Below are 18,790 nucleotides of genomic sequence, written 5' to 3'. Positions count from 1 at the left end.
CCGGTGCCGTGGCGGCCGATGTAGCGCGCCACTTCGCCGCCGCCGGTGGAGAAGCCGACCAGGGTGACGTCCTTCAGGTCCAGCGTGTCGATCACGGTGGCCAGGTCGTCGGCGTAGTGATCCATGTCGTTGCCGTCCCACGGCTGGCTGGAGCGGCCATGGCCGCGGCGGTCGTGGGCGACCACGCGGTAGCCCTGCTCGGCCAGGAAGATCATCTGCGATTCCCAGCTGTCCGAACTCAACGGCCAGCCGTGGCTGAAGGTGACGACCGGACCGTCCTTCGGGCCCCAGTCCTTGTAGTAGAGCTGCACGCCGTCGGCGGTGGTGATGGTGCTGGCGGTACGGGCGATGGCGGCAACCGCCGCCGGGCGTGCCGGTTCGGCGGCCTGGGCGGCGAGGCCGGACTGGACGGCGATGGCCAGCAGGCTGGCGGCGAATGTGCGGGTGATGGCGTTCATGGCGGTATCCCGTTCGGTGGTGGTGTGTGCTGCAGGGAGATATGACGGGACGTCAGGCGGCGATCAGCAGCGTCACGTCGATGTTGCCGCGGGTGGCGTTGGAGTACGGGCAGACGACGTGGGCCTGGTCGACCAGCGCCTGCAGCTGCTCGCGCGGTACGCCCGGTGCGACGATGGTCAGTTCGGCCTCGATGCCGAAGCCGGTGGGAATCTGGCCGATGCCGACCTTGCCGGTGACCGTGGTATCGGCGGGCAGGGCGACCTTCTGCCTGCCGGCGACGAACTTCAGCGCGCCGAGGAAGCAGGCCGAGTAGCCCGCCGCGAACAGCTGTTCGGGATTGGTGCCGTCGCCGCCGGCGCCGCCCAGTTCGCGCGGGGTGGACAGCCGGACGTCCAGTACGCCGTCGGAGGAGGTGGCCCGGCCTTCGCGGCCGCCGGTGGCGGTGGCAGTGGCGGAGTAGAGGATCTTTTCGATGGACATGGTCGTGTTTCCTGTGTGGCGGGTGATGGAGGGGGTTGCCGGTTGGCGAGGGATAGATTGCGCCTCCATCGAGTACGCCTGGTGTCGTAGAATCCTGAAAACTTGACCTGGAGTACGGGATGGCGGACCGGCTGGCAGTGCTGCTCGAGCGTTTCTCGGTCACCGCGCAGGTGTTCCATGCCGGTGCGCTGTGCGGCATCAACACGCTGGAGGGCGGAGACGGCCTGGGCCAGCTGCATCTGGTGCGGCGCGGCCCGGTCGAGGTGTTCCACGGCAACGCTTCCCTGCACATCGCCCAGCCCAGCCTGCTGCTCTATCCACGGCCGATGACGCATCGTTTTGTCAGCGATCCCGAGCGCGGTGCCGACATGGTCTGCGCCAACCTGCGCTTCGAGGGCGGCATGAACAATCCGATCTGCGCGGCGCTGCCGGACGTCGTCTGCCTGCCGCTGGACGGAGTGTTCGGCGCGACGGAGGTGCTGGCGCTGCTGTTCGAGGAGGCCTTCGAACATCGTTGCGGGCGCGACGCGCTGATCAACCGCCTGTTCGAGGTGGTGATGATCCAGATCCTGCGCCAGCTGATGGAAAGCGGGCAGGTGCAGGGCGGCATGCTGGCCGGGCTGTCGCATCCGCGCCTGCGCGATGCCATCGTCGCCATGCACGAGGCGCCGGCGCAGGAATGGACGCTGGAGCAACTGGCGCAGGTCGCCGGCATGTCGCGCAGCGTGTTCGCCAACCGCTTCCGCGAAGCGCTGGGCATCACCCCGGGGCAGTACCTGCAGGGGTGGCGCGTGGGCCTGGCGCAGCAGGCGCTGCGCCGCGGGCGGCCGTTGAAGGTGGTGGCGTCGGAAGTCGGCTACGGCAGCGAGGCGGCGTTGTCGCGCGCGTTCAAGGCGCACAGCGGGCTGTCGCCACGGGCATGGAAACAACGGCACGACGCCGGGCTGCCGCCGGCCTGAAGAACCCGCCCGCGATGCCCGCGCCTGCACGGGCCGCGGATCGAGGGGCGCCCGGGGGGGGGGCTTCGCCCGCCATCGTCTGGCCGGCGATGGCCGGGAAGCGGGCGGCGACCGCATGCGGACGGGGCTTCGGCCGTCCCGATGCGTCCGACGGACTGGACGTGGCATGCCGCAGTGGCTGCGTCACGCTGGTGAGGCCGGCGCCGTTCAACGCGCGCGCCGGCCGGCGGCTGTCGATCGGCCGGCAACCGCCGCGCCAGGGTCCCCCGGCCTGCGTGCCATGACGATCGGCACTTGTGTGGATGCGGCGGTCTCGGGGGAAGCTCCCCAGTTCGGCAGGTCGCCTTGTGGAGATATTCCCGGCCCAGGTCATCTATCGTCGCGAACCGACACCTCTCCCCCCACGGAGCTGTCCGCATGTGGATCGTCCAGTACGCCCTGGCGCGTCGCTATACCATCGGCGTGCTCGCCATCCTGATCCTGCTGTTCGGCCTGCAGTCGGCGCGGCGCATGCCCACCGACATCCTGCCCGAGGTCGGCATCCCCTCGGTCAACCTGATCTGGACCTACGCCGGCCTGCCGGCTTCGGAGATGGCGGCCAAGCTGACCTCGTTCTCCGAGACCTCGGTGCTCAACAACGTCGACGACCTCAAGGAGGTGCGCTCGGAGACCCTGGGCGGCATCGGCATCGTGCGCGTGGACTTCCAGCCGGGGGTCAACCTGGAGCGGGCGCTGGCGCAGATGACCGCGGTCTCGCAGACCATCCTGCGACGCATGCCGCCCGGCACCTCGCCGCCGCTGGTGGTGCGCAACAACGTCTCCAGCACCCCGGTGCTGCAGCTGGTGCTGTCGTCGGACGCGATGAGCGAGGCGCAGCTGTACGACTACGCGCGATTGCAGCTGCGCTCGCAGATCCAGTCGATCCCCGGCATCCGCATGAGCCTGCCCTACGGCGGCGCGGCGCGGCGCGGCAGATCATGGTCGACCTGGACCCCGAGGCGCTGCAGACCTACGGCCTGACCCCGCAGGACGTGACCGGCGCGCTGGAGCGCGGCAGCCCTACGCTGCCCTCGGGCAACATCCGCGAGGGCGCGCGCGAGATGCAGATCTCGCTGGAGACCAGCCCGGAGACCGCCGCCGGCTTCCTCGACCTGCCGGTCGCCAGCCGCGGCGGCAACGTGATCTACGTGCGCGACGTCGCCAGCGTGCGCGACGGCAGCGCGCTGCAGACCAACATCGCGCGCATGGACGGCGCCAGCGCGGTATCGGTGGCGCTGATCAAGATGGGCGGCGCATCGGCGGTGGAGATCGTGCGCCAGGTGCGCGCACGGCTGCCGGAGATCCTCGCCTCGGCGCCGCCGGGCACGCGCATCGAGCCGATCTTCGACCAGTCGGTGTTCGTCGACAACGCGATCGGCTCGATCCGCCACGAGGCGCTGCTGGTCGGGCTGCTGGTGGCGTTGGTGGTGCTGGTGTTCGTCGGCTCCTGGCGCTCCAGCCTGATCGTGCTGTCGGCGATCCCGCTGGCGCTGCTGGCCTCGGTGACCGCGCTGTACCTGCTCGGCTACACCTTCAACGTGATGACCCTGGGCGGGCTGGCGCTGGCGATCGGCATCCTGGTCGACAACGCGGTGGTGGACGTGGAAAACACCTACCGCCACATCGCCCTGGGCAAGGACGTGCGCAGCGCGATCCTGGACAGCGCGCGCGAGGTGGTGTTCCCCGAGTTCGTCTCCACCGTGTCGATCTGCATCGTGCTGACCCCGATCCTGCTGATGACCGGGCTGTCGGCGTGGGTGTTCACGCCGCTGGCGCTGGCGGTGATCTTCGCGATGCTGGCCTCGTTCCTGCTCTCGCGCACGTTGATCCCGGTGCTGTGCTACCTGCTGCTGCCGGCCGACATCCGCAGCCGCGAGCGGCCGCGCTGGGCCGCCGAGCGCTGGCTGCTGGCGCTGCACCACCGCATGGAGCACATGCTGGAGCGGCTGCGCGAGCGCCACCACGCGCTGCTGTACCGGCTCGGCCATCATGGCGGGGTGCTGGCGCTGGCCGCGTTCGTGCTGCTGGCGCTGGGCGGCGGTGCGGCGGCGCTGCTCGGCCGCGAGTACTTCCCGCAGGTCGATGCCGGGCAGTTGCGGCTGCAGGTGCGGATGCCGCCGGGCACCCGGCTGGAGGAGACGGCGCAGCGGCTGGCGCAGATCCAGCGCGAGATCCGCGACATCATCCCCGCCGCCGAACTGCAGACCGTGTACGAGCAGATCGGCATCCCCGACGCGGTCAACCTGGCCTGGGTGGACAGCGCGGTGGTCGGCGCGTTCGAGGCCGAACTGATGCTGCAGCTGCGCACCCCGCACGCGCCGACCGCCGGCTACCTGAAGGCGATCCGTGCGCGCGTCGCCGAGCGCTTTCCCGACGTGCAGCTGTTCGAGCGCCCACCCGACGCCACCGGCCGCACCCTGGCCGGCTCGGCGGTGGGCGCGCTGGAGGTGCGCTTCAACGGCCGCGACGCCGCCGGCAACCTGGCGCTGGCGCGCGAACTGGTGCCGCGGCTGCGGCAGGTGCCCGGCGCCACCGACGTGATGGTGCGGCAGGTGCTGGACCTGCCCGAGTACCGCATCGCCATCGACCGCAGCCGTGCCGCCCAGCTCGGCATCAGCGCCCAGGACGCCAGCCGCGCGGTGCTGGCGGTACTCGGCTCGGCCGGCACGGTGACGCCGGTGTACTGGGTCGACCAGGCTGCCGCCACCTCCTACACGGTGCAGCTGCAGGTGCTGCCCGCGGACCTGGAAAGCATCGACGAACTGCTCAACACGCCGCTGCGGGTGGGCACGGACGGCACCGTGCTGCTGCGCAACGTCGCCAGCGTGACCCCGCGCACGGTCCCGGCCAGCGTTGGCCGGGTGATGCTGGCGCCGACCGTCAGCGTGATCGCCAACGTGCAGGGGCGCGACCTCGGCGGCGTCTACGCCGACCTGCAACGGATCACCGCCGAGATGGACGGGCGCCTGAAACCCGGCAACCGCATCGAGATCGTCGGCCAGGCCGGGGAGATGCAGAACGCTTATGGCGAGCTGGCTGCGGGCCTGCTGACCGCGGCGGTGCTGGTGTTCCTGGTGCTGGTGGTGAACTTCCAGTCGTGGATCCAGCCGCTGGTGGCGATGTCCGGGCTGCCGCTGGCGATCGCCGGCGCGGCGGTGGCGCTGTTCGTCACCGGCACCCCGCTGAGCGTGCCGGCGCTGATGGGGGTGATGATGGTGATCGGCGTGTCCACCGCCAACAGCGTGCTGGTGACCAGCTTCGCGCGCAACCTGATCGCCGACGGCCACGATCCCGAACAGGCCGCCTACGAGGCCGCGGCGGTGCGGCTGCGGCCGGTGCTGATGACCGCCAGCGCGATGGTGCTGGGGATCGTGCCGATGGCGCTGGGGCTGGGCGAAGGCGGCGAGCAGAACGCGCCGCTCGGCCGCGCGGTGATCGGCGGCCTGTTGTTCGGCACGCCCGCCACGCTGTTGCTGGTGCCCTCGATCCTGGCCGTGCTCGGCCGCCGCCACAACCGCCGCGTCGCCGCGGCCGCAACCACCGCCGACGGCCTGCCGGCCGGCGGCGAAGGAGTCGCCCGATGAACGTCGTGAAAGTCGTGCCCCGTCCGTTCCGGTTCCTCGGCGTTCCCGCGCTGGCCATGGCCTGCGCACTGCTGGCCGGTTGCGACAAGGGCCGCGCGGTGCCGACGCCGGCCGAGGCGCCGGAGGTCAGCCTGGTGCAGGCGCGGCCGGCCGCGGGGGAGTACCCGCTGCTTCTGCCCGCCCGCGCCCAGGCCGGGCAGACCGCGCAGGTGTACGCGCGCGCCACCGGCCTGGTCGGCGAGCGCCGGGTCGATCTGGGCGACCGCGTCCGCGCCGGGCAGGTGCTGGCCACCATCGCCGCCCCGGAGATCGACCAGGCCGTGCGCGAGGCCCGGGCCCAGGTCGCACAGGCCGAGGCCGGACTGGCGCTGGCGCGCGGCAACCACGAGCGCGCCGCGGCGATGCTGCGCACCCAGCTGATCTCGCGCGAGGACTACAGCAGCCGGCTCGGCGCGCGCGACGCCGCGCAGGCGGCGCTGGACGCGGCGCGCGCGCAGCTGGCGAGCGCGCGCGAGCGGCAGGGTTTCAGCGCCGTGCGCGCGCCGTTCGACGGGGTGGTCAGCGCGCGCAACATCGAGCGCGGCGACCGCGTGGTCGGCGATGCCGCCGCCTCGATGGTGCCGATGTTCCGCGTCGACGCGCTCGACCCGCTGCGCATCGCCGTGGACGTGCCGCAGAGCGCGGCGCTGCAGGTGCGCCCGGGGTTGCGCGCGCAGGTGACGTTCCCGGAACTGCCGGGCGAGCAGTTCGACGCCGAGGTGGTGCGCACCGCGCAGCGCATCTCCGAGGAGGCCGGCGGCATGCGCGTGGAACTGCGCCTGCCCAACCCGGACAACCGCATCCCGGCCGGCATGGTCGGGCAGGTGCGCCTGAGCGTGCCACGCGCAGCGCCGGCGGCGGTGCTGCCGCTGGCGGCGCTGGTGCAGGACGGCGCCACGGCCAAGGTGGCGCAGGTGGGCGAGGACGGCCAGCTGCGCTACGTGGAGGTGGTGCTGGGCCGCAACCTCGGCAACGAGATCGAGGTGCTGTCCGGCGTGGCCGCGGGCGATGCGGTGGTGCTGGCGCCCAACGCGCTGCTGGCCGACGGCGTGCGGGTGCGGGTCAAGCCGCCGGCGCAGTGATGCCGGCCGGCCCCGGGCCGGGCAGGGCGGTGGGCGGGTCCCGGAGGGATGCCGCCGGCACTTCACCTGCCGTTTCTCCGGGGCTGTGTCCAATGCGGGCATCTCCTTGGTGTTGTGGTGAGGCATGAAAGGACACGCAGGAACCACCCGGCCCGGCGTCTTGCTGCTGCATGGCATCTGGAACCCCCGCGCCTGGGTCGGGCCGCTGGCCTGGCGGCTGCGCGCGCGCGGCTTCGCGGTCGAGGTGTTCGGTTATCCCAGCGTGTTCGGTGGGCCGGACGTGGCGGTGCCACAGCTGGTGCAGCGGTTGCGCCGTCGCGGCCCGGTGTCGCTGGTCGGGCACAGCCTGGGCGGGCTTCTGGCGCTGGAGGCGTTGCGCCGGGCGCCGGAGCTGGCGGTGCCGCGGGTGGTCTGCCTGGGCTCGCCGCTGCTCGGCAGCGGCACCGCGAAGACGCTGGCCGAGCATGGCTGGACGGCGGCGCTGGGGCGCAGCGGCGAGCTGCTGCAGCAGGGGCTGCCGGCCTGGGACGGCGCGGCCGAGGTCGGGCTGGTCGCCGGCGCGGTGCCGCACGGCCTGGGCTGCCTGATCGGTGCCATCGACGAGCGTTCCGACGGTACCGTGGCGCTGGCCGAGACCCGGCTGCCGGGATTGCGTGACCACTGCGTGGTCCCCGCCAGCCACAGCGGGCTGGTGCTGTCGCCGCAGGCGGCGCGGCAGACCGCGGCGTTCCTGCTGCACGGCCGGTTCGAGCGCGGGCAGGCCATGCGCGCCGCCTGACGGAGCCGCCGGCGGGGATCGGGTAGAATTCGCGCCCTGTTCCCTGCAGATGTATGGAAAGTCCCATGGGTAGAGGCCCCTCCATCGAAGCCCGCAAGAACGCGTCCGACGCGAAGCGCGGCAAGATTTTCACCAAGATCATCCGCGAGATCGGCGTGGCCGCCCGCGGCGGTGGAGGCGACCCCAACAACAACCCGCGCCTGCGCGTGGCGATGGACAAGGGCCTGGCCGCGAACATGTCCAAGGACGTGATCGAGCGCGCCATCAAGAAGGCCACCGGCGAGCTGGAAGGCGTCGAGTACGAGGAAGTGCGCTACGAGGGCTACGCCCCCGGCGGCGTGGCGGTGATCGTCGACTGCCTGACCGACAACCGCGTGCGTACCGTGGCCGACGTGCGCCACGCCTTCAGCAAGTGCGGCGGCAACATGGGCACCGAAGGCTCGGTGGCCTTCATGTTCAAGCGCCTGGGCGCGCTCAGCTTCGCCCCCGGCGCCGATGAGGAGAAGATCACCGAGGCCGCGATCGAGGCCGGCGCCGACGACATCGTGGTCTATCCGGACGACGGTTCGATCGACGTGGTCACCGCGCCGGAGACGTTCCAGTCGGTGAAGGACGCGATGGAGGCCGCCGGCCTGGTCGCCGACCATGCCGAGATCACCTTCCGCGCCGACAACGACATCAAGGTCGAGGGCGACGTGGCGCTGCAGGTGAAGAAGCTGCTGGACATGCTCGAGGACCTGGACGACGTGCAGAACGTCTACTCCAACGCCGAGCTGGGCGCCGACGCGTATGCGTAGGCAGCGCCGGCCGCAGGGCGGCAACGGCGTGGCGGTGTGCATCCGCCGCGCCGCGCCGGCGCGCGCCCGTTCCAGCGGGTTGCGCGCGTTGTTCCAGACCCGGTGCTGCCCGCGGCGATGACCCGCATCCTCGGTATCGACCCCGGCTCGCAGCGCACCGGGGTCGGCATCATCGACATCGACTCCGGTGGCCGCGCCAGCCACGTCTACCACGCACCGCTGGTGCTGCTGGGCGCCGGCGACTTCGCGCAGCGGCTGAAGAAGCTGGTCGTCGGGCTGGCCGAACTGATCGAGGAGTACCGGCCGCAGGAAGTGGCGATCGAGAAGGTGTTCATGGCCCGCAATCCCGATTCGGCGCTCAAGCTGGGCCAGGCGCGCGGTGCGGCGATCTGCGCGGTGGTCATGCGCGACCTGCCGGTGCACGAGTACGCCGCCTCCGAGATCAAGCTGGCGGTGGTCGGCCGCGGCGGCGCCGAGAAGCAACAGGTGCAGCACATGGTCGGGCTGATGCTCAACCTGAGCGGCAAGCTGCAGGCCGACGCCGCCGACGCGCTGGCGGTGGCCATCACCCACGCCCACGTGCGCGCCACCGCGGCGCGGCTGGGTGTCGGTACCCGCCAGGCCTGGAGCCGCAAATGAGCCCGTGGCGCGGTTCCGGATCACCGTGCTGCCGTACCTGGCGGCAGCCTTCGTCACCCACCCTGTCTAGGCGGAATCCATGATCGGACGACTGCGCGGCCTGCTGGTCTACAAACAGCCCCCGTGGCTGATGATCGACGTCAACGGCGTCGGCTACGAGCTGGAGGCGCCGATGAGCACCTTCTACGACCTGCCCGAGGTCGGCCGCGAGGTGGTGCTGTTCACCCACTACGCGCAGAAGGAGGACAGCGTGTCGCTGTACGGCTTCCTGCGCGAGGGCGAGCGGCGGTTGTTCCGCGACGTGCAGAAGGTCAGCGGCATCGGCGCCAAGATCGCGCTGGCGGTGTTGTCCGGTGCCAGCGTCGACGAGTTCGCGCGGCTGATCCAGGCCGGCGACATCACCGCGTTGACCCGCATTCCGGGCATCGGCAAGAAGACCGCCGAGCGCATGGTGGTGGAACTGCGCGACCGCGCCGCGAACTTCAGCGGTGGCGGCGCGCCGATCGCCGGGCAGATGGGCAACGACCCGGTATCGGAGGCGACGGTGGCGCTGCAGCAGCTGGGCTACAAGCCGGCCGAGGCGGCGAAGATGGCGCGCGATGCCGCCGGCGACGGCGACGATGTCGCCACCGTGATCCGCAAGGCGCTGCAGTCGGCGCTGCGCTGAGCGGCGCAGCCTCCTTCTTCACGCGGCCCGGCGCTAACCTGAGAGCGACATGTCCCAAGCCCCTTCCCAGCCTGCCGCTGCCGGTCCGCATTCCGGCCATGGCGGACCCGCCGGCGGCCTGGCGCTGATCATCGGCGCCATCGGCGTGGTGTTCGGCGACATCGGTACCAGCCCGTTGTATACGCTGAAGGAGGCGTTCTCGCCGCACTACGGTCTCAACAGCGACCACGACACCGTGCTCGGGGTGCTGTCGCTGGCGTTCTGGGCGCTGATGATCGTGGTCACGCTGAAGTACGTCACCATCATCATGCGCGCCGACAACGACGGCGAGGGCGGCATCATGGCGCTGATGGCGCTGGCCCAGCGCACGCTGCGCAACGGCTCGCGCTCGGCCTACGTGGTCGGCATCCTCGGCATCTTCGGCGCCTCGCTGTTCTTCGGCGACGGCGTCATCACCCCGGCGATCTCGGTGCTGGGCGCGGTCGAGGGCCTGGAGGTGGCCGCGCCGGGGCTGCACCACTTCGTGGTGCCGATCACCCTGGTGGTGCTGGTGCTGGTGTTCGCGGCGCAGCGCTTCGGCACCGAGAAGGTGGGCAAGGTGTTCGGGCCGGTCACCACGGTCTGGTTCCTGGCGCTGGCGGCGATCGGCATCTGGAACATCGTCGCCGCGCCGGAGGTGCTCAAGGCCTTCAATCCGTGGTGGGCGGCGCGGTTCTTCGTGGAGCACGGCTGGCACGGCATCTTCATCCTCGGCGCGGTGGTGCTGGCGGTGACCGGCGGCGAGGCGCTGTATGCCGACATGGGCCACTTCGGCGCGCCGCCGATCCGCCACGCCTGGTACTTCTTCGTGCTGCCGTGCCTGGTGCTCAACTACCTGGGGCAGGGCGCGCTGGTGCTGGAGCACCCCGAGGCGGTCAAGAACCCGTTCTACGAGGCGGTGCCGGAGTGGGCGCTGTACCCGATGATCGTGCTGGCGACGATGGCCGCGGTGATCGCCTCGCAGTCGGTGATCACCGGTGCGTTCTCGGTGTCGCGGCAGGCGATGCAGCTGGGCTACATCCCGCGCATGCGGATCAAGCACACCTCGCACGACACCATCGGCCAGATCTACATCCCGGGCATCAACTGGGGGCTGGCGGCGATGGTGATCGGGCTGGTGCTGGCGTTCCGCAGTTCGTCCAACCTGGCGGTGGCCTACGGCATCTCGGTATCGGCGACGATGCTGATCGACACCCTGCTGCTGGCGCTGGTGGCGCGCGCGCTGTGGCCGAAGGCGCGGCGCTGGATCTTGCCGCTGTGCGTGCCGTTCTTCTTCATCGACCTGGCCTTCGTCGTCGCCAACGGCGCCAAGCTGCTGCAGGGCGCCTGGTTCCCGGTGGTGCTGGGCATCGTGCTGTTCACGCTGATGCGCACCTGGCGCCGCGGCCGCGAACTGCTGCGCGAGGAGATCCGCAAGGACGGCATCGGCATCGACGCCTTCCTGCCGGGGCTGATGCTGGCGCCGCCGGTGCGGGTGCAGGGCACCGCGGTGTTCCTCACCGCCGACCCCAGCGTGGTGCCGCATGCGCTGATGCACAACCTCAAGCACAACAAGGTGCTGCACGAGCGCAACGTGTTCCTGCACGTGGAGACGCTGCCGGTTCCCTACGCGCCGTCCGACAGGCGGCTGAAGATCGAGCCGGTGGGCGACGAGTTCTACCGCATCTACGTCCGCTTCGGCTTCATGGAGACCCCGGACGTGCCGCTGGCGCTGATGCGCTCGTGCGACCACGGCGGCGTCTACTTCGATCCGATGGACACCACCTTCTTCGCCAGCCGCGAGACCATCGTCTCTAGCGCCAACCGCGGCATGCCGATCTGGCGCGACAAGCTGTTCGCGCTGATGCACCGCAATGCCGCCCCGGCCACCGGGTTCTTCCGCATCCCCGGCAACCGGCTGGTGGAACTGGGCGCGCAGGTGGAGATCTGAGTGGGAACCCCCGGTTCTGGCCGCGCAGTTCCCGCATAATTGGCCCATGACCGAAGACCGCATCATCGGCGCCGGCGCCACCCGAGAGGATGACGCCGCCGACGCCAGCATCCGCCCCCGCCGGCTGGCCGACTATCTCGGCCAGGTGCCGGTGCGCGAGCAGCTGTCGATCTACATCGAGGCGGCCAAGGCCCGCGGCGACGCGCTGGACCATGTGCTGATCTTCGGCCCGCCCGGGCTGGGCAAGACTACCCTGAGCCACGTCATCGCCAACGAGCTGGGGGTCAGCCTGCGCATGACCTCCGGCCCGGTGATCGAGAAGGCCGGCGACCTGGCCGCGCTGCTGACCAACCTGCAGCCGCACGACGTGCTGTTCGTCGACGAGATCCACCGCCTGTCGCCGGTGGTGGAGGAAGTGCTGTACCCGGCGATGGAGGACTTCCAGATCGACATCATGATCGGCGAGGGCCCTGCCGCCCGCTCGATCAAGATCGACCTGCCGCCGTTCACCCTGATCGGCGCCACCACCCGCGCCGGGCTGCTGACCGCGCCGCTGCGCGACCGCTTCGGCATCGTCCAGCGGCTGGAGTTCTACTCGGCCGAGGAACTGACCCGGATCGTGCGGCGCTCGGCCGGCATCCTCGGCATCGACTGCACCGCCGAAGGCGCCGGCGAGATCGCGCGGCGCTCGCGCGGCACCCCGCGCATCGCCAACCGGCTGCTGCGGCGGGTGCGCGACTACGCCCAGGTCAAGGCCAGCGGCCACATCGACCAGGACGTGGCGCAGGCGGCGATGCAGATGCTCAAGGTCGACCCGGAAGGCTTCGACGAACTCGACCGGCGCCTGCTGCGGACCATGGTCGACTACTTCGATGGCGGCCCGGTCGGGATCGAGTCGCTGGCCGCGGCGCTGTCCGAGGAGCGCGGCACCCTGGAGGACGTGGTCGAGCCGTACCTGATCCAGCAGGGCTTCCTGGTGCGCACCGCGCGCGGCCGCATGGCCACCCACAAGGCCTACCGGCACATGGGGCTGAAGCCCAAGGCGGCGCCGGCCGACCTGTTCGTGGAGCAGCCCGATGTCGATTGAAGCCCGGTTCAGTTGGCCGACACGCATCTACTGGGAAGATACCGACGCTGGCGGGGTGGTCTACCACGCCCGCTACGTCGCCTTCATGGAACGGGCGCGCACCGAATGGATGCGGGCGCTGGGGTACGGCCAGGAACGCATGCGCAGCGAGCACGACCTGGTGTTCGCGGTGCGCTCGATGCGGATGGATTTCCTCAAGCCGGCGCGGCTGGACGATGCGCTGGAGGTCGCGGTCGCGCTGGTCGCCTGCAAGCGCGCCAGCCTGCTGTTCGCGCAGTCGGTGCGGCGCGGCGACGAGCTGCTGCTGACCGCCGAGGTGCGGATCGCCGCGCTCTCGGCGCAGGACTTCCGCCCGCGCGGCATGGACGACACGCTGTACCGGACGTTGAAAGAACTCGAAACCAAAGAATCCGAACACTGAGGAACAACGGATGATCGCATTGCTCCTGGCCCTGCAGGCCACCGTGGTGGAAGCCCTGCCGGAGGACGTCACCAGCGCCGCTGCCCAGGCCATCGGCGGTGCCGCGCATGGCGGCATCAACTACCTGGACCTGATGCTCAAGGCCAGCCTCCCGGTCAAGCTGATCGTGCTGCTGCTGCTGGCCGGCTCGTTCATCAGCTGGGTGATCATCTTCCGCAAGGCGCGGGTGTTCAAGCAGGCCAACAGCAGCGCCGACGAGTTCGAGAACCGTTTCTGGTCCGGCGCCGACCTCGGCAAGCTGTATGCCGCCGCCACCGACCGCAACCGCGCCGTCGGCGGGCTGGAGGCGATCTTCGAAAGCGGCTTCCGCGAGTTCACCCGCCTGCGCGACAAGCGCCGCCTGGATGGCCGCGCCCAGCTGGAAGGCGCCCAGCGCGCGATGCGCACCACCTACGCCCGCGAAGTGGACGGGCTGGAGCGCAACCTTGAGCTGCTGGCCAACATCGGTTCCACCGCCCCCTACGTGGGCCTGGTCGGCACCGTGTTCGGCATCATGGTGACCATGCACGACATGATCAGCAGCGGCGAGTCGGCCGGCATCGCCTCGGTCGCGCCGGGCATCTCCGAAGCGCTGTTCGCCACCGCCATCGGCCTGTTCGTGGCGATCCCGGCGGTGTGGGCCTACAACCGCTTCACCACCCGCGTGGAACGGCTGTCGGTGCGTTTCGAGACCTTCGCCGAGGAGTTCAGCTCCATCCTGCAGCGCCAGACCGCGGGCGACGAGTGAGCGCACGCGCGTTCGCCAGTTCCCGCAGGAGCCATCCATGACTGCCGCCATCACCCGCCGCAAGCGCCGCAAGCTCAAGTCCGAGATCAACGTCGTGCCGTACATCGACGTGATGCTGGTGCTGCTGATCATCTTCATGGTGACCGCGCCGCTGCTGACCCTGAGCATCGACGTCGAGCTGCCCAGCTCCACCGCCAAGGCGCTGGAGAGCAAACAGGACCCGGTCATCGTCGCGGTGCGCGCCGACGGCCAGCTGAGCCTGACCCTGCCCGAGGACCAGCCCCGCGAGCTGGACGCGGCGACGCTGCAGGCGCAGATGGCCGCGCTGGTGTCGCAGGACAAGAACACCCGGGTGGTGGTGGCTGCCGACCGCAGCGTGCCGTACGAAAAGGTCATCGACGCGATGGACGCGCTCAAGCGCGCCAAGGTCGAGAAGGTGGGCCTGCTGACCGACGCGGGCGGCAATGCACGCTGAAGCGCTGCCGCCGTTGCCGCGGTCCTCCGGCGAAGGCTGGACCCGCCCGGTCCTGCTGGCGCTGGCCGTCCACGTGCTGGTGGCGCTGGTGTTCACCCTGGCCTGGCTGTGGTCGCCGACCCGCAGCGTCGAGGCTGCCGCCGGCGACATGACGATGGAAGCCAGCCTGGCGGTCTCGACCGCCGAGGCGTCCATGGCCCGGCGCGCGCTGCGCGAGTCGGAGAAGTTGCCGACGTTGCCCGAGCCGGTGGTCGAGCCCGAACCGGTACCGGTCGAGGAGGACACCATTCCGCCGCCGCAACCGTTGCCCGAGCCGCGCCCGCAGGATGCGTCCACGCCACAGCAGCACAACGCGCAGGAACGCATCGCCGAGCCGGATACGGTGGACCAGGAGCGCGTCAGCGCGCTGGCCGTCTCGCAGGAGAAGGCCCGCCAGGAACAGGAAGCCAAACGCCGCCAGGAGCAGATCGACCTGACCGAGCGCAAGCGCGTGGAGGAAGCCGAGCAGAAGCTGCGGCTGGCCAGGCAGCAGGAAGAGGCCGACCGGCAGAAGAAGCTGGCCGAGGAACAGCGTCTGGCCAACGAGGCCAAGGCCGAGCAGGAGAAGGCCAAGCGCCTGGCCGAACTGCGCGCCCGGCGCGAGCAGGCGGAAAAGGAGGCGCAGCAGGCCGAGCAGAAGCTGCGGCAGGTGGCCGACGCGCGCGCGCGGCAGGCGGCCGCCGCCTCCGCCGCATCCAGCGGCTCGACCCAGGCGACACCGGGGCAGGGCGGCAACAGCGACGACCTGGCGGCCAGGTACGCCGCGGCGATCCAGCAGGCGGTGCTCAACCAGTGGGTGCGGCCGGATTCGGTGCCGCTGGGCCAGCGCTGCCGGCTGACGATCCGGCAGCTGCCGGGCGGCGAGGTGGTCGAGGTCCAGGTCGCTGCCGGCTGCCCCTACGACGAGGCCGGGCGGCGCTCGATCGAGGCTGCGGTGCTGCGCGCGCAGCCGTTGCCGTTCCGCGGCTTCGAGTCGGTGTTCCAGCGCACGCTGAACTTCAACTTCGAGGCGCAGGACCGCTGATGCCGCTCCCTCCGGCCGTTGCGGTGCCGGAGCGGCGGCCCGGCCATGGTCCGGCCAGGCCACGCTTCGTCGGCTTCCTTCCCGTAACACGAACACCTCTTCCCTTCCCCCGGCGCTGCCCCACATGCGGACCCTGACCATCGGCTGGCCCTTCCACAGGCATGCGTGCCGGCTGCTTGCCGCTTCGCTCCTGTTGCTGGCCGTGGCCGGCATCGCCCAGGCCTCGGACGCGGACCCTCGCGACGAGGACCTGCTGGCCCGTTACGGCACGGCGATCCGGCAGTCGCTGCTCGAGCATTGGGTACACCCCGACACGGTGCCGGCGGGACAGCGTTGCCGGCTGCTGATCCGCCAGTTGCCCGGCGGCGATGTGCTGGATGTCGACTTCGCCGTGGATTGCCCGTACGACGCCGAAGGCCGGCGCGCGCTCGAGCAGGCGGTGTGGCGCGCGCAGCCGCTGCCGTACCGCGGCTTCGAGCGGATGTTCCAGCGCACGCTGACCCTCAACTTCGAGGCCCCCGGCGGCTGAGCGGGCGGGGTGGTCCCGGCAGCGCCGCGGGTGGCGTCGCTGCCGGTGCCGGGGCCGTGGTGGAACGATTTGGGGGCAATTTCGATATCTGGCTCGGTTTTCACGCTGCCTTCGTTCATGATTGCGAAAATATTCACCTGTGTGCTGCTATCCCTTGCAGTCTCCTGTCCGGACCCTTGAGCGACCCATGAAGAAATTGCCGCGCTGGCTTGCCGTCATCACTGCCCTGTTCCTGCCGTTTGCGGCCATGGCGCAGCAGCAGGGGCTGGAAATCGACATCATCGGCGGCAATGCCTCCGCACTGCCGATCACGGTGGTGCCGATGGCCTACCAGGGCAGTGGCGCGGCGCCGCAGACCGACGTGGCGGCGGTGGTCCGCGCCGACCTGGACCGTTCCGGCCAGTTCCGCAACCTGCCCGAGACCCAGATCGCCGAGCGCCCCAGTCGCGGCAGCGAGGTGCAATACCCGACTTGGCGCGCGCTGAAGCAGGACTACCTGGTGGTCGGGCGCGTGCTCGACGCCGGCGAGGGCGCCTACCGGGTCGAGTACGAGCTGTTCGACGTGGCCAAGGGCGAGCGCATGCTGGGCCTGGCGATGACCGCCCGCACCAACGCCATGCGCGATGTCGCCCACCAGATGGCCGATGCCATCTACGAGAAGATCCTCGGCGTGCGCGGCGCGTTCTGGACCCGCATCGCCTACGTCACCGCCAGCGGCCGCGGCGGCGCCATGCGCTATGCGCTGATGGTCGCCGACTCGGACGGCTTCAACCCGCAGGTCATCGTGCGCTCGGCCGAGCCGCTGCTGTCGCCGACCTGGAGCCCGGACGGCCGCAAGCTGGCCTACGTCAGCTTCGAGCGCGGCAACTCCTCGATCTACATCCAGGACATCGCCACCGGCGCGCGCGAGCTGGTGTCCAGCTTCCGCGGCATCAACGGCGCGCCGGCGTTCTCGCCGGATGGCGGCCGCCTGGCGCTGTCGCTGTCGCGCAGCGGCAACCCGGAGATCTACGTGATGGACCTGGGCAGCAAGCAGCTGACCCAGCTCACCAACCATTTCGGCATCGATACCGAGCCGACCTGGGCCCCGGACGGCGCTTCGATCTACTTCACCTCCGACCGTGGCGGCCGCCCGCAGATCTACCAGGTGCCCGCCAGCGGCGGCAGCGCCAGCCGGGTGACCTTCCAGGGCAACTACAACGCCACCCCCAGCGTGTCTTTCGACGGCAACAAGCTTGCCGTCGCGCAGGGCAGTGGCAATACCTACAAGATCGCGTTGATGGACCGCAGCCTGGGGTCGCCGCGCTGGAGCACGCTGTCGCCGGGGTCGCTGGACGAGTCGCCCAGCTTCGCCCCGAACGCCAGCATGGTGTTGTACGCCGCCCGCGAGGGTGGCCGTGGTGTGTTGTATGCGGTATCGGCCGACGCCCGGGTGCGACAGCGCCTGGTGCTGGCCGATGGCGATGTGCGGGAACCTTCCTGGTCCCCCTACCGTACCGCGCGTTAAATGTTAATATTTTGGTGTAGTGAACCCCGCTTTGGCTTAGGAGCCTAAAAGGTATTGCCATGAACAAGTCCACCCGTGTACTGCTTGTTTCGCTGATGTCCGTGGCCGTGCTGGCCGGCTGCTCGAAGAAGGTCAAGGAAGCCCCCGAGGCTCCGGTCGAGACCGCTCCGACCACCCCGTCCCAGCCGACCACTTCCGGCCTGTATGGTCCGGGCGACCTCGACACCGATGCCTGCCTGCGTCAGCGTGTCGTTTACTTCGACCTGGATCAGGACGCCCTGAAGCCGGAGTTCCAGGCCATCATGGGTTGCCACGCCAAGTACCTGCGTGACCGTCCGTCCTCGCGCATCACCCTGCAGGGCCACGCCGACGAGCGCGGCAGCCGCGAGTACAACCTGGGTCTGGGCGAGCGCCGCGGCAACGCCGTGTCGTCCGCGCTGCAGGCCAACGGCGGCTCGGGCAGCCAGCTGACCGTGGTCAGCTATGGTGAAGAGCGTCCGGTGTGCACCGAATCGAACGAGTCCTGCTGGTCGCAGAACCGTCGTGTCGAGATCGTGTACACGGCTCAGTAATCGATGCGTCTTCGATTGACATCGATGTTCGTCGCGGCGGCCCTCGTGGCCGCCGCGCCGGCGTACGCGCAACGGCAGAGCCTGGCCGACCGCGTGTCCGCGCTCGAGCAGCAGATGCTCAACAACCAGGCCAATACCGACATCCTCAACCAGCTGCAGCAGTTGCGCAGCCAGGTGCAGTCGCTGCAGGGCACGATCGAGCAGCTGCAGCACGAGAACGAGCAGCTCAAGCAGCGCAACCGCGACCAGTACCTGGATCTGGACGGCCGTCTCAACCGCCTGGAAGGAGGCGATATGCCGCCGCTGCCGGGCAACGAGACCGGTGTCCCGGCTGCCGCGGCGCCTGCGGCCAAGCCCGCTGCGGTGATATCGGAGCGGCCACCGACCGTCCGTGGCGATGCCGGCAGCCTGGTGGTCGCCGGCGACGAACGCGTCACCTACAACGTCGCCTTCGATGCCTTGAAGGCAGGCAAGTACGACGATTCGGCGCAGCTGTTCCAGAGTTTCCTGGAGCTCTACCCCAACGGGGTATATGCGCCCAATGCGCTGTACTGGCTGGGCGAAAGCTATTACGCCACCCGCAATTTCCAGATGGCCGAGGCGCAGTTCCGCGACCTCGTGTCGCGTTACCCCACCCATGACAAGGCTGCCGGCGGCCTGCTCAAGCTGGGCCTGTCCCAGTACGGCGAAGGCGACGCGCGGCAGGCCGAGCAGACGCTGGCCCAGGTGATTTCCCAGTATCCGGGCTCCGATGCCGCGCGTACCGCGCAGGACCGCCTGCAGTCGATCCGCATCGGCCAGCAGCTGCGCTGACCCGCGCCGGCCGGCTCCCGGCCGGAGACGCGCATAATTGAAGA

The 18,790-nt window shown here is 70.3% G+C and carries 20 protein-coding genes; 18 read left to right on the top strand and 2 right to left on the bottom strand.

Going from position 1 to position 18,790, the window contains the following annotated elements; genetic code table 11:
• Together OK345_RS15670 and OK345_RS15665 are read right to left on the bottom strand one after the other, a co-directional pair.
• The coding region (locus tag OK345_RS15670; protein ID WP_265128947.1) for an alpha/beta fold hydrolase at positions 1 to 458 on the bottom strand (458 nt) is incomplete at its 3' end.
• A 52-nt stretch (positions 459 to 510) separates the two neighbouring features.
• Positions 511 to 939, bottom strand: coding sequence for an organic hydroperoxide resistance protein (locus OK345_RS15665; RefSeq protein ID WP_265128946.1), 429 nt, complete (start codon positions 937 to 939; stop codon positions 511 to 513).
• 119 nt (positions 940 to 1,058) lie between these two features.
• Here OK345_RS15665 and OK345_RS15660 point away from each other — a divergent pair, with 119 nt between their 5' ends.
• The 18 genes from OK345_RS15660 (at position 1,059) to ybgF (ending at position 18,746) form a co-directional block, all read left to right on the top strand.
• Positions 1,059 to 1,898, top strand: a complete 840-nt coding sequence (locus OK345_RS15660) for an AraC family transcriptional regulator (protein ID WP_265128945.1) — start codon at positions 1,059 to 1,061, stop codon at positions 1,896 to 1,898.
• Positions 1,899 to 2,315: 417 nt separating this feature from the next.
• Positions 2,316 to 2,918, top strand: coding sequence for an efflux RND transporter permease subunit (locus tag OK345_RS15655; RefSeq protein ID WP_265128944.1), 603 nt, complete (start codon positions 2,316 to 2,318; stop codon positions 2,916 to 2,918).
• Positions 2,876 to 5,521 carry an efflux RND transporter permease subunit gene (locus tag OK345_RS15650; RefSeq protein WP_265128943.1) on the top strand — a complete coding sequence of 882 codons (2,646 nt, stop codon included), beginning with the start codon at positions 2,876 to 2,878 and terminating at the stop codon, positions 5,519 to 5,521. The genes OK345_RS15655 and OK345_RS15650 overlap by 43 nt, the downstream gene beginning before the upstream one ends.
• Entirely contained in the window at positions 5,518 to 6,642 is a 1,125-nt protein-coding gene (locus OK345_RS15645; RefSeq protein WP_265128942.1) for an efflux RND transporter periplasmic adaptor subunit, read from the top strand. Before OK345_RS15650 ends, OK345_RS15645 begins: the two co-directional genes overlap by 4 nt.
• A gap of 124 nt (positions 6,643 to 6,766) precedes the next feature.
• Positions 6,767 to 7,420, top strand: a complete 654-nt coding sequence (locus tag OK345_RS15640; RefSeq protein WP_265128941.1) for an esterase/lipase family protein — start codon at positions 6,767 to 6,769, stop codon at positions 7,418 to 7,420.
• Positions 7,421 to 7,485: 65 nt separating this feature from the next.
• The gene (locus OK345_RS15635) at positions 7,486 to 8,217 is read left to right on the top strand and encodes a YebC/PmpR family DNA-binding transcriptional regulator (protein WP_265128940.1); all 732 of its coding nucleotides are present in this window, start codon (positions 7,486 to 7,488) and stop codon (positions 8,215 to 8,217) included.
• 117 nt (positions 8,218 to 8,334) lie between these two features.
• Positions 8,335 to 8,856 carry a crossover junction endodeoxyribonuclease RuvC gene (ruvC, locus tag OK345_RS15630; protein ID WP_265128939.1) on the top strand — a complete coding sequence of 174 codons (522 nt, stop codon included), beginning with the start codon at positions 8,335 to 8,337 and terminating at the stop codon, positions 8,854 to 8,856.
• A 79-nt stretch (positions 8,857 to 8,935) separates the two neighbouring features.
• Entirely contained in the window at positions 8,936 to 9,523 is a 588-nt protein-coding gene (ruvA, locus tag OK345_RS15625) for a Holliday junction branch migration protein RuvA (protein ID WP_265128938.1), read from the top strand.
• Between the two features lie 49 nt (positions 9,524 to 9,572).
• Positions 9,573 to 11,492, top strand: coding sequence for a potassium transporter Kup (locus OK345_RS15620; protein ID WP_265128937.1), 1,920 nt, complete (start codon positions 9,573 to 9,575; stop codon positions 11,490 to 11,492).
• A gap of 46 nt (positions 11,493 to 11,538) precedes the next feature.
• Positions 11,539 to 12,579 (top strand): Holliday junction branch migration DNA helicase RuvB, encoded by a 1,041-nt coding sequence (gene ruvB / locus OK345_RS15615; RefSeq protein WP_265128936.1) that lies wholly within the window; start codon positions 11,539 to 11,541, stop codon positions 12,577 to 12,579.
• Complete coding sequence (ybgC, locus tag OK345_RS15610) at positions 12,569 to 13,000, top strand: tol-pal system-associated acyl-CoA thioesterase (protein ID WP_265128935.1); 432 nt, start codon at positions 12,569 to 12,571, stop codon at positions 12,998 to 13,000. The genes ruvB and ybgC overlap by 11 nt, the downstream gene beginning before the upstream one ends.
• A 10-nt stretch (positions 13,001 to 13,010) precedes the next feature.
• On the top strand, positions 13,011 to 13,787 hold the full coding sequence (gene tolQ, locus OK345_RS15605) for a protein TolQ (protein ID WP_265128934.1): 777 nt from the start codon (positions 13,011 to 13,013) through the stop codon (positions 13,785 to 13,787).
• 37 nt (positions 13,788 to 13,824) lie between these two features.
• Complete coding sequence (tolR, locus tag OK345_RS15600) at positions 13,825 to 14,262, top strand: protein TolR (protein WP_265128933.1); 438 nt, start codon at positions 13,825 to 13,827, stop codon at positions 14,260 to 14,262.
• Complete coding sequence (tolA, locus tag OK345_RS15595; protein ID WP_265128932.1) at positions 14,252 to 15,325, top strand: cell envelope integrity protein TolA; 1,074 nt, start codon at positions 14,252 to 14,254, stop codon at positions 15,323 to 15,325. Before tolR ends, tolA begins: the two co-directional genes overlap by 11 nt.
• Positions 15,326 to 15,449: 124 nt before the next feature.
• Entirely contained in the window at positions 15,450 to 15,854 is a 405-nt protein-coding gene (locus tag OK345_RS15590; protein ID WP_265128931.1) for an energy transducer TonB, read from the top strand.
• A 187-nt stretch (positions 15,855 to 16,041) separates the two neighbouring features.
• Positions 16,042 to 17,361: a Tol-Pal system beta propeller repeat protein TolB gene (gene tolB / locus OK345_RS15585; RefSeq protein WP_265128930.1), complete on the top strand. Its 1,320-nt coding sequence runs from the start codon at positions 16,042 to 16,044 to the stop codon at positions 17,359 to 17,361.
• A gap of 59 nt (positions 17,362 to 17,420) precedes the next feature.
• Complete coding sequence (gene pal / locus OK345_RS15580) at positions 17,421 to 17,933, top strand: peptidoglycan-associated lipoprotein Pal (protein ID WP_265128929.1); 513 nt, start codon at positions 17,421 to 17,423, stop codon at positions 17,931 to 17,933.
• Between the two features lie 3 nt (positions 17,934 to 17,936).
• Positions 17,937 to 18,746 carry a tol-pal system protein YbgF gene (gene ybgF, locus OK345_RS15575; protein WP_265128928.1) on the top strand — a complete coding sequence of 270 codons (810 nt, stop codon included), beginning with the start codon at positions 17,937 to 17,939 and terminating at the stop codon, positions 18,744 to 18,746.
• The last annotated feature ends 44 nt before the right edge of the window (positions 18,747 to 18,790 follow it).

Origin of the sequence: Xanthomonas chitinilytica (genome assembly GCF_026107455.2) — a bacterium.
GTDB lineage: Bacteria > Pseudomonadota > Gammaproteobacteria > Xanthomonadales > Xanthomonadaceae > Stenotrophomonas > Stenotrophomonas chitinilytica.
This window is presented reverse-complemented; position numbering and strand designations above follow the sequence as displayed.

Bases quoted from the DNA above. Each gene is read 5' to 3' on its own strand.
- OK345_RS15665 (WP_265128946.1), bottom strand. From the start codon at position 939: ATGTCCATCGAAAAGATCCTCTACTCCGCCACTGCCACCGCCACCGGC.
- OK345_RS15660 (WP_265128945.1), top strand. From the start codon at position 1,059: ATGGCGGACCGGCTGGCAGTGCTGCTCGAGCGTTTCTCGGTCACCGCG.
- OK345_RS15655 (WP_265128944.1), top strand. From the start codon at position 2,316: ATGTGGATCGTCCAGTACGCCCTGGCGCGTCGCTATACCATCGGCGTG.
- OK345_RS15650 (WP_265128943.1), top strand. From the start codon at position 2,876: ATGGTCGACCTGGACCCCGAGGCGCTGCAGACCTACGGCCTGACCCCG.
- OK345_RS15645 (WP_265128942.1), top strand. From the start codon at position 5,518: ATGAACGTCGTGAAAGTCGTGCCCCGTCCGTTCCGGTTCCTCGGCGTT.
- OK345_RS15640 (WP_265128941.1), top strand. From the start codon at position 6,767: ATGAAAGGACACGCAGGAACCACCCGGCCCGGCGTCTTGCTGCTGCAT.
- OK345_RS15635 (WP_265128940.1), top strand. From the start codon at position 7,486: ATGGGTAGAGGCCCCTCCATCGAAGCCCGCAAGAACGCGTCCGACGCG.
- ruvC (WP_265128939.1), top strand. From the start codon at position 8,335: ATGACCCGCATCCTCGGTATCGACCCCGGCTCGCAGCGCACCGGGGTC.
- ruvA (WP_265128938.1), top strand. From the start codon at position 8,936: ATGATCGGACGACTGCGCGGCCTGCTGGTCTACAAACAGCCCCCGTGG.
- OK345_RS15620 (WP_265128937.1), top strand. From the start codon at position 9,573: ATGTCCCAAGCCCCTTCCCAGCCTGCCGCTGCCGGTCCGCATTCCGGC.
- ruvB (WP_265128936.1), top strand. From the start codon at position 11,539: ATGACCGAAGACCGCATCATCGGCGCCGGCGCCACCCGAGAGGATGAC.
- ybgC (WP_265128935.1), top strand. From the start codon at position 12,569: ATGTCGATTGAAGCCCGGTTCAGTTGGCCGACACGCATCTACTGGGAA.
- tolQ (WP_265128934.1), top strand. From the start codon at position 13,011: ATGATCGCATTGCTCCTGGCCCTGCAGGCCACCGTGGTGGAAGCCCTG.
- tolR (WP_265128933.1), top strand. From the start codon at position 13,825: ATGACTGCCGCCATCACCCGCCGCAAGCGCCGCAAGCTCAAGTCCGAG.
- tolA (WP_265128932.1), top strand. From the start codon at position 14,252: ATGCACGCTGAAGCGCTGCCGCCGTTGCCGCGGTCCTCCGGCGAAGGC.
- OK345_RS15590 (WP_265128931.1), top strand. From the start codon at position 15,450: ATGCGGACCCTGACCATCGGCTGGCCCTTCCACAGGCATGCGTGCCGG.
- tolB (WP_265128930.1), top strand. From the start codon at position 16,042: ATGAAGAAATTGCCGCGCTGGCTTGCCGTCATCACTGCCCTGTTCCTG.
- pal (WP_265128929.1), top strand. From the start codon at position 17,421: ATGAACAAGTCCACCCGTGTACTGCTTGTTTCGCTGATGTCCGTGGCC.
- ybgF (WP_265128928.1), top strand. From the start codon at position 17,937: ATGCGTCTTCGATTGACATCGATGTTCGTCGCGGCGGCCCTCGTGGCC.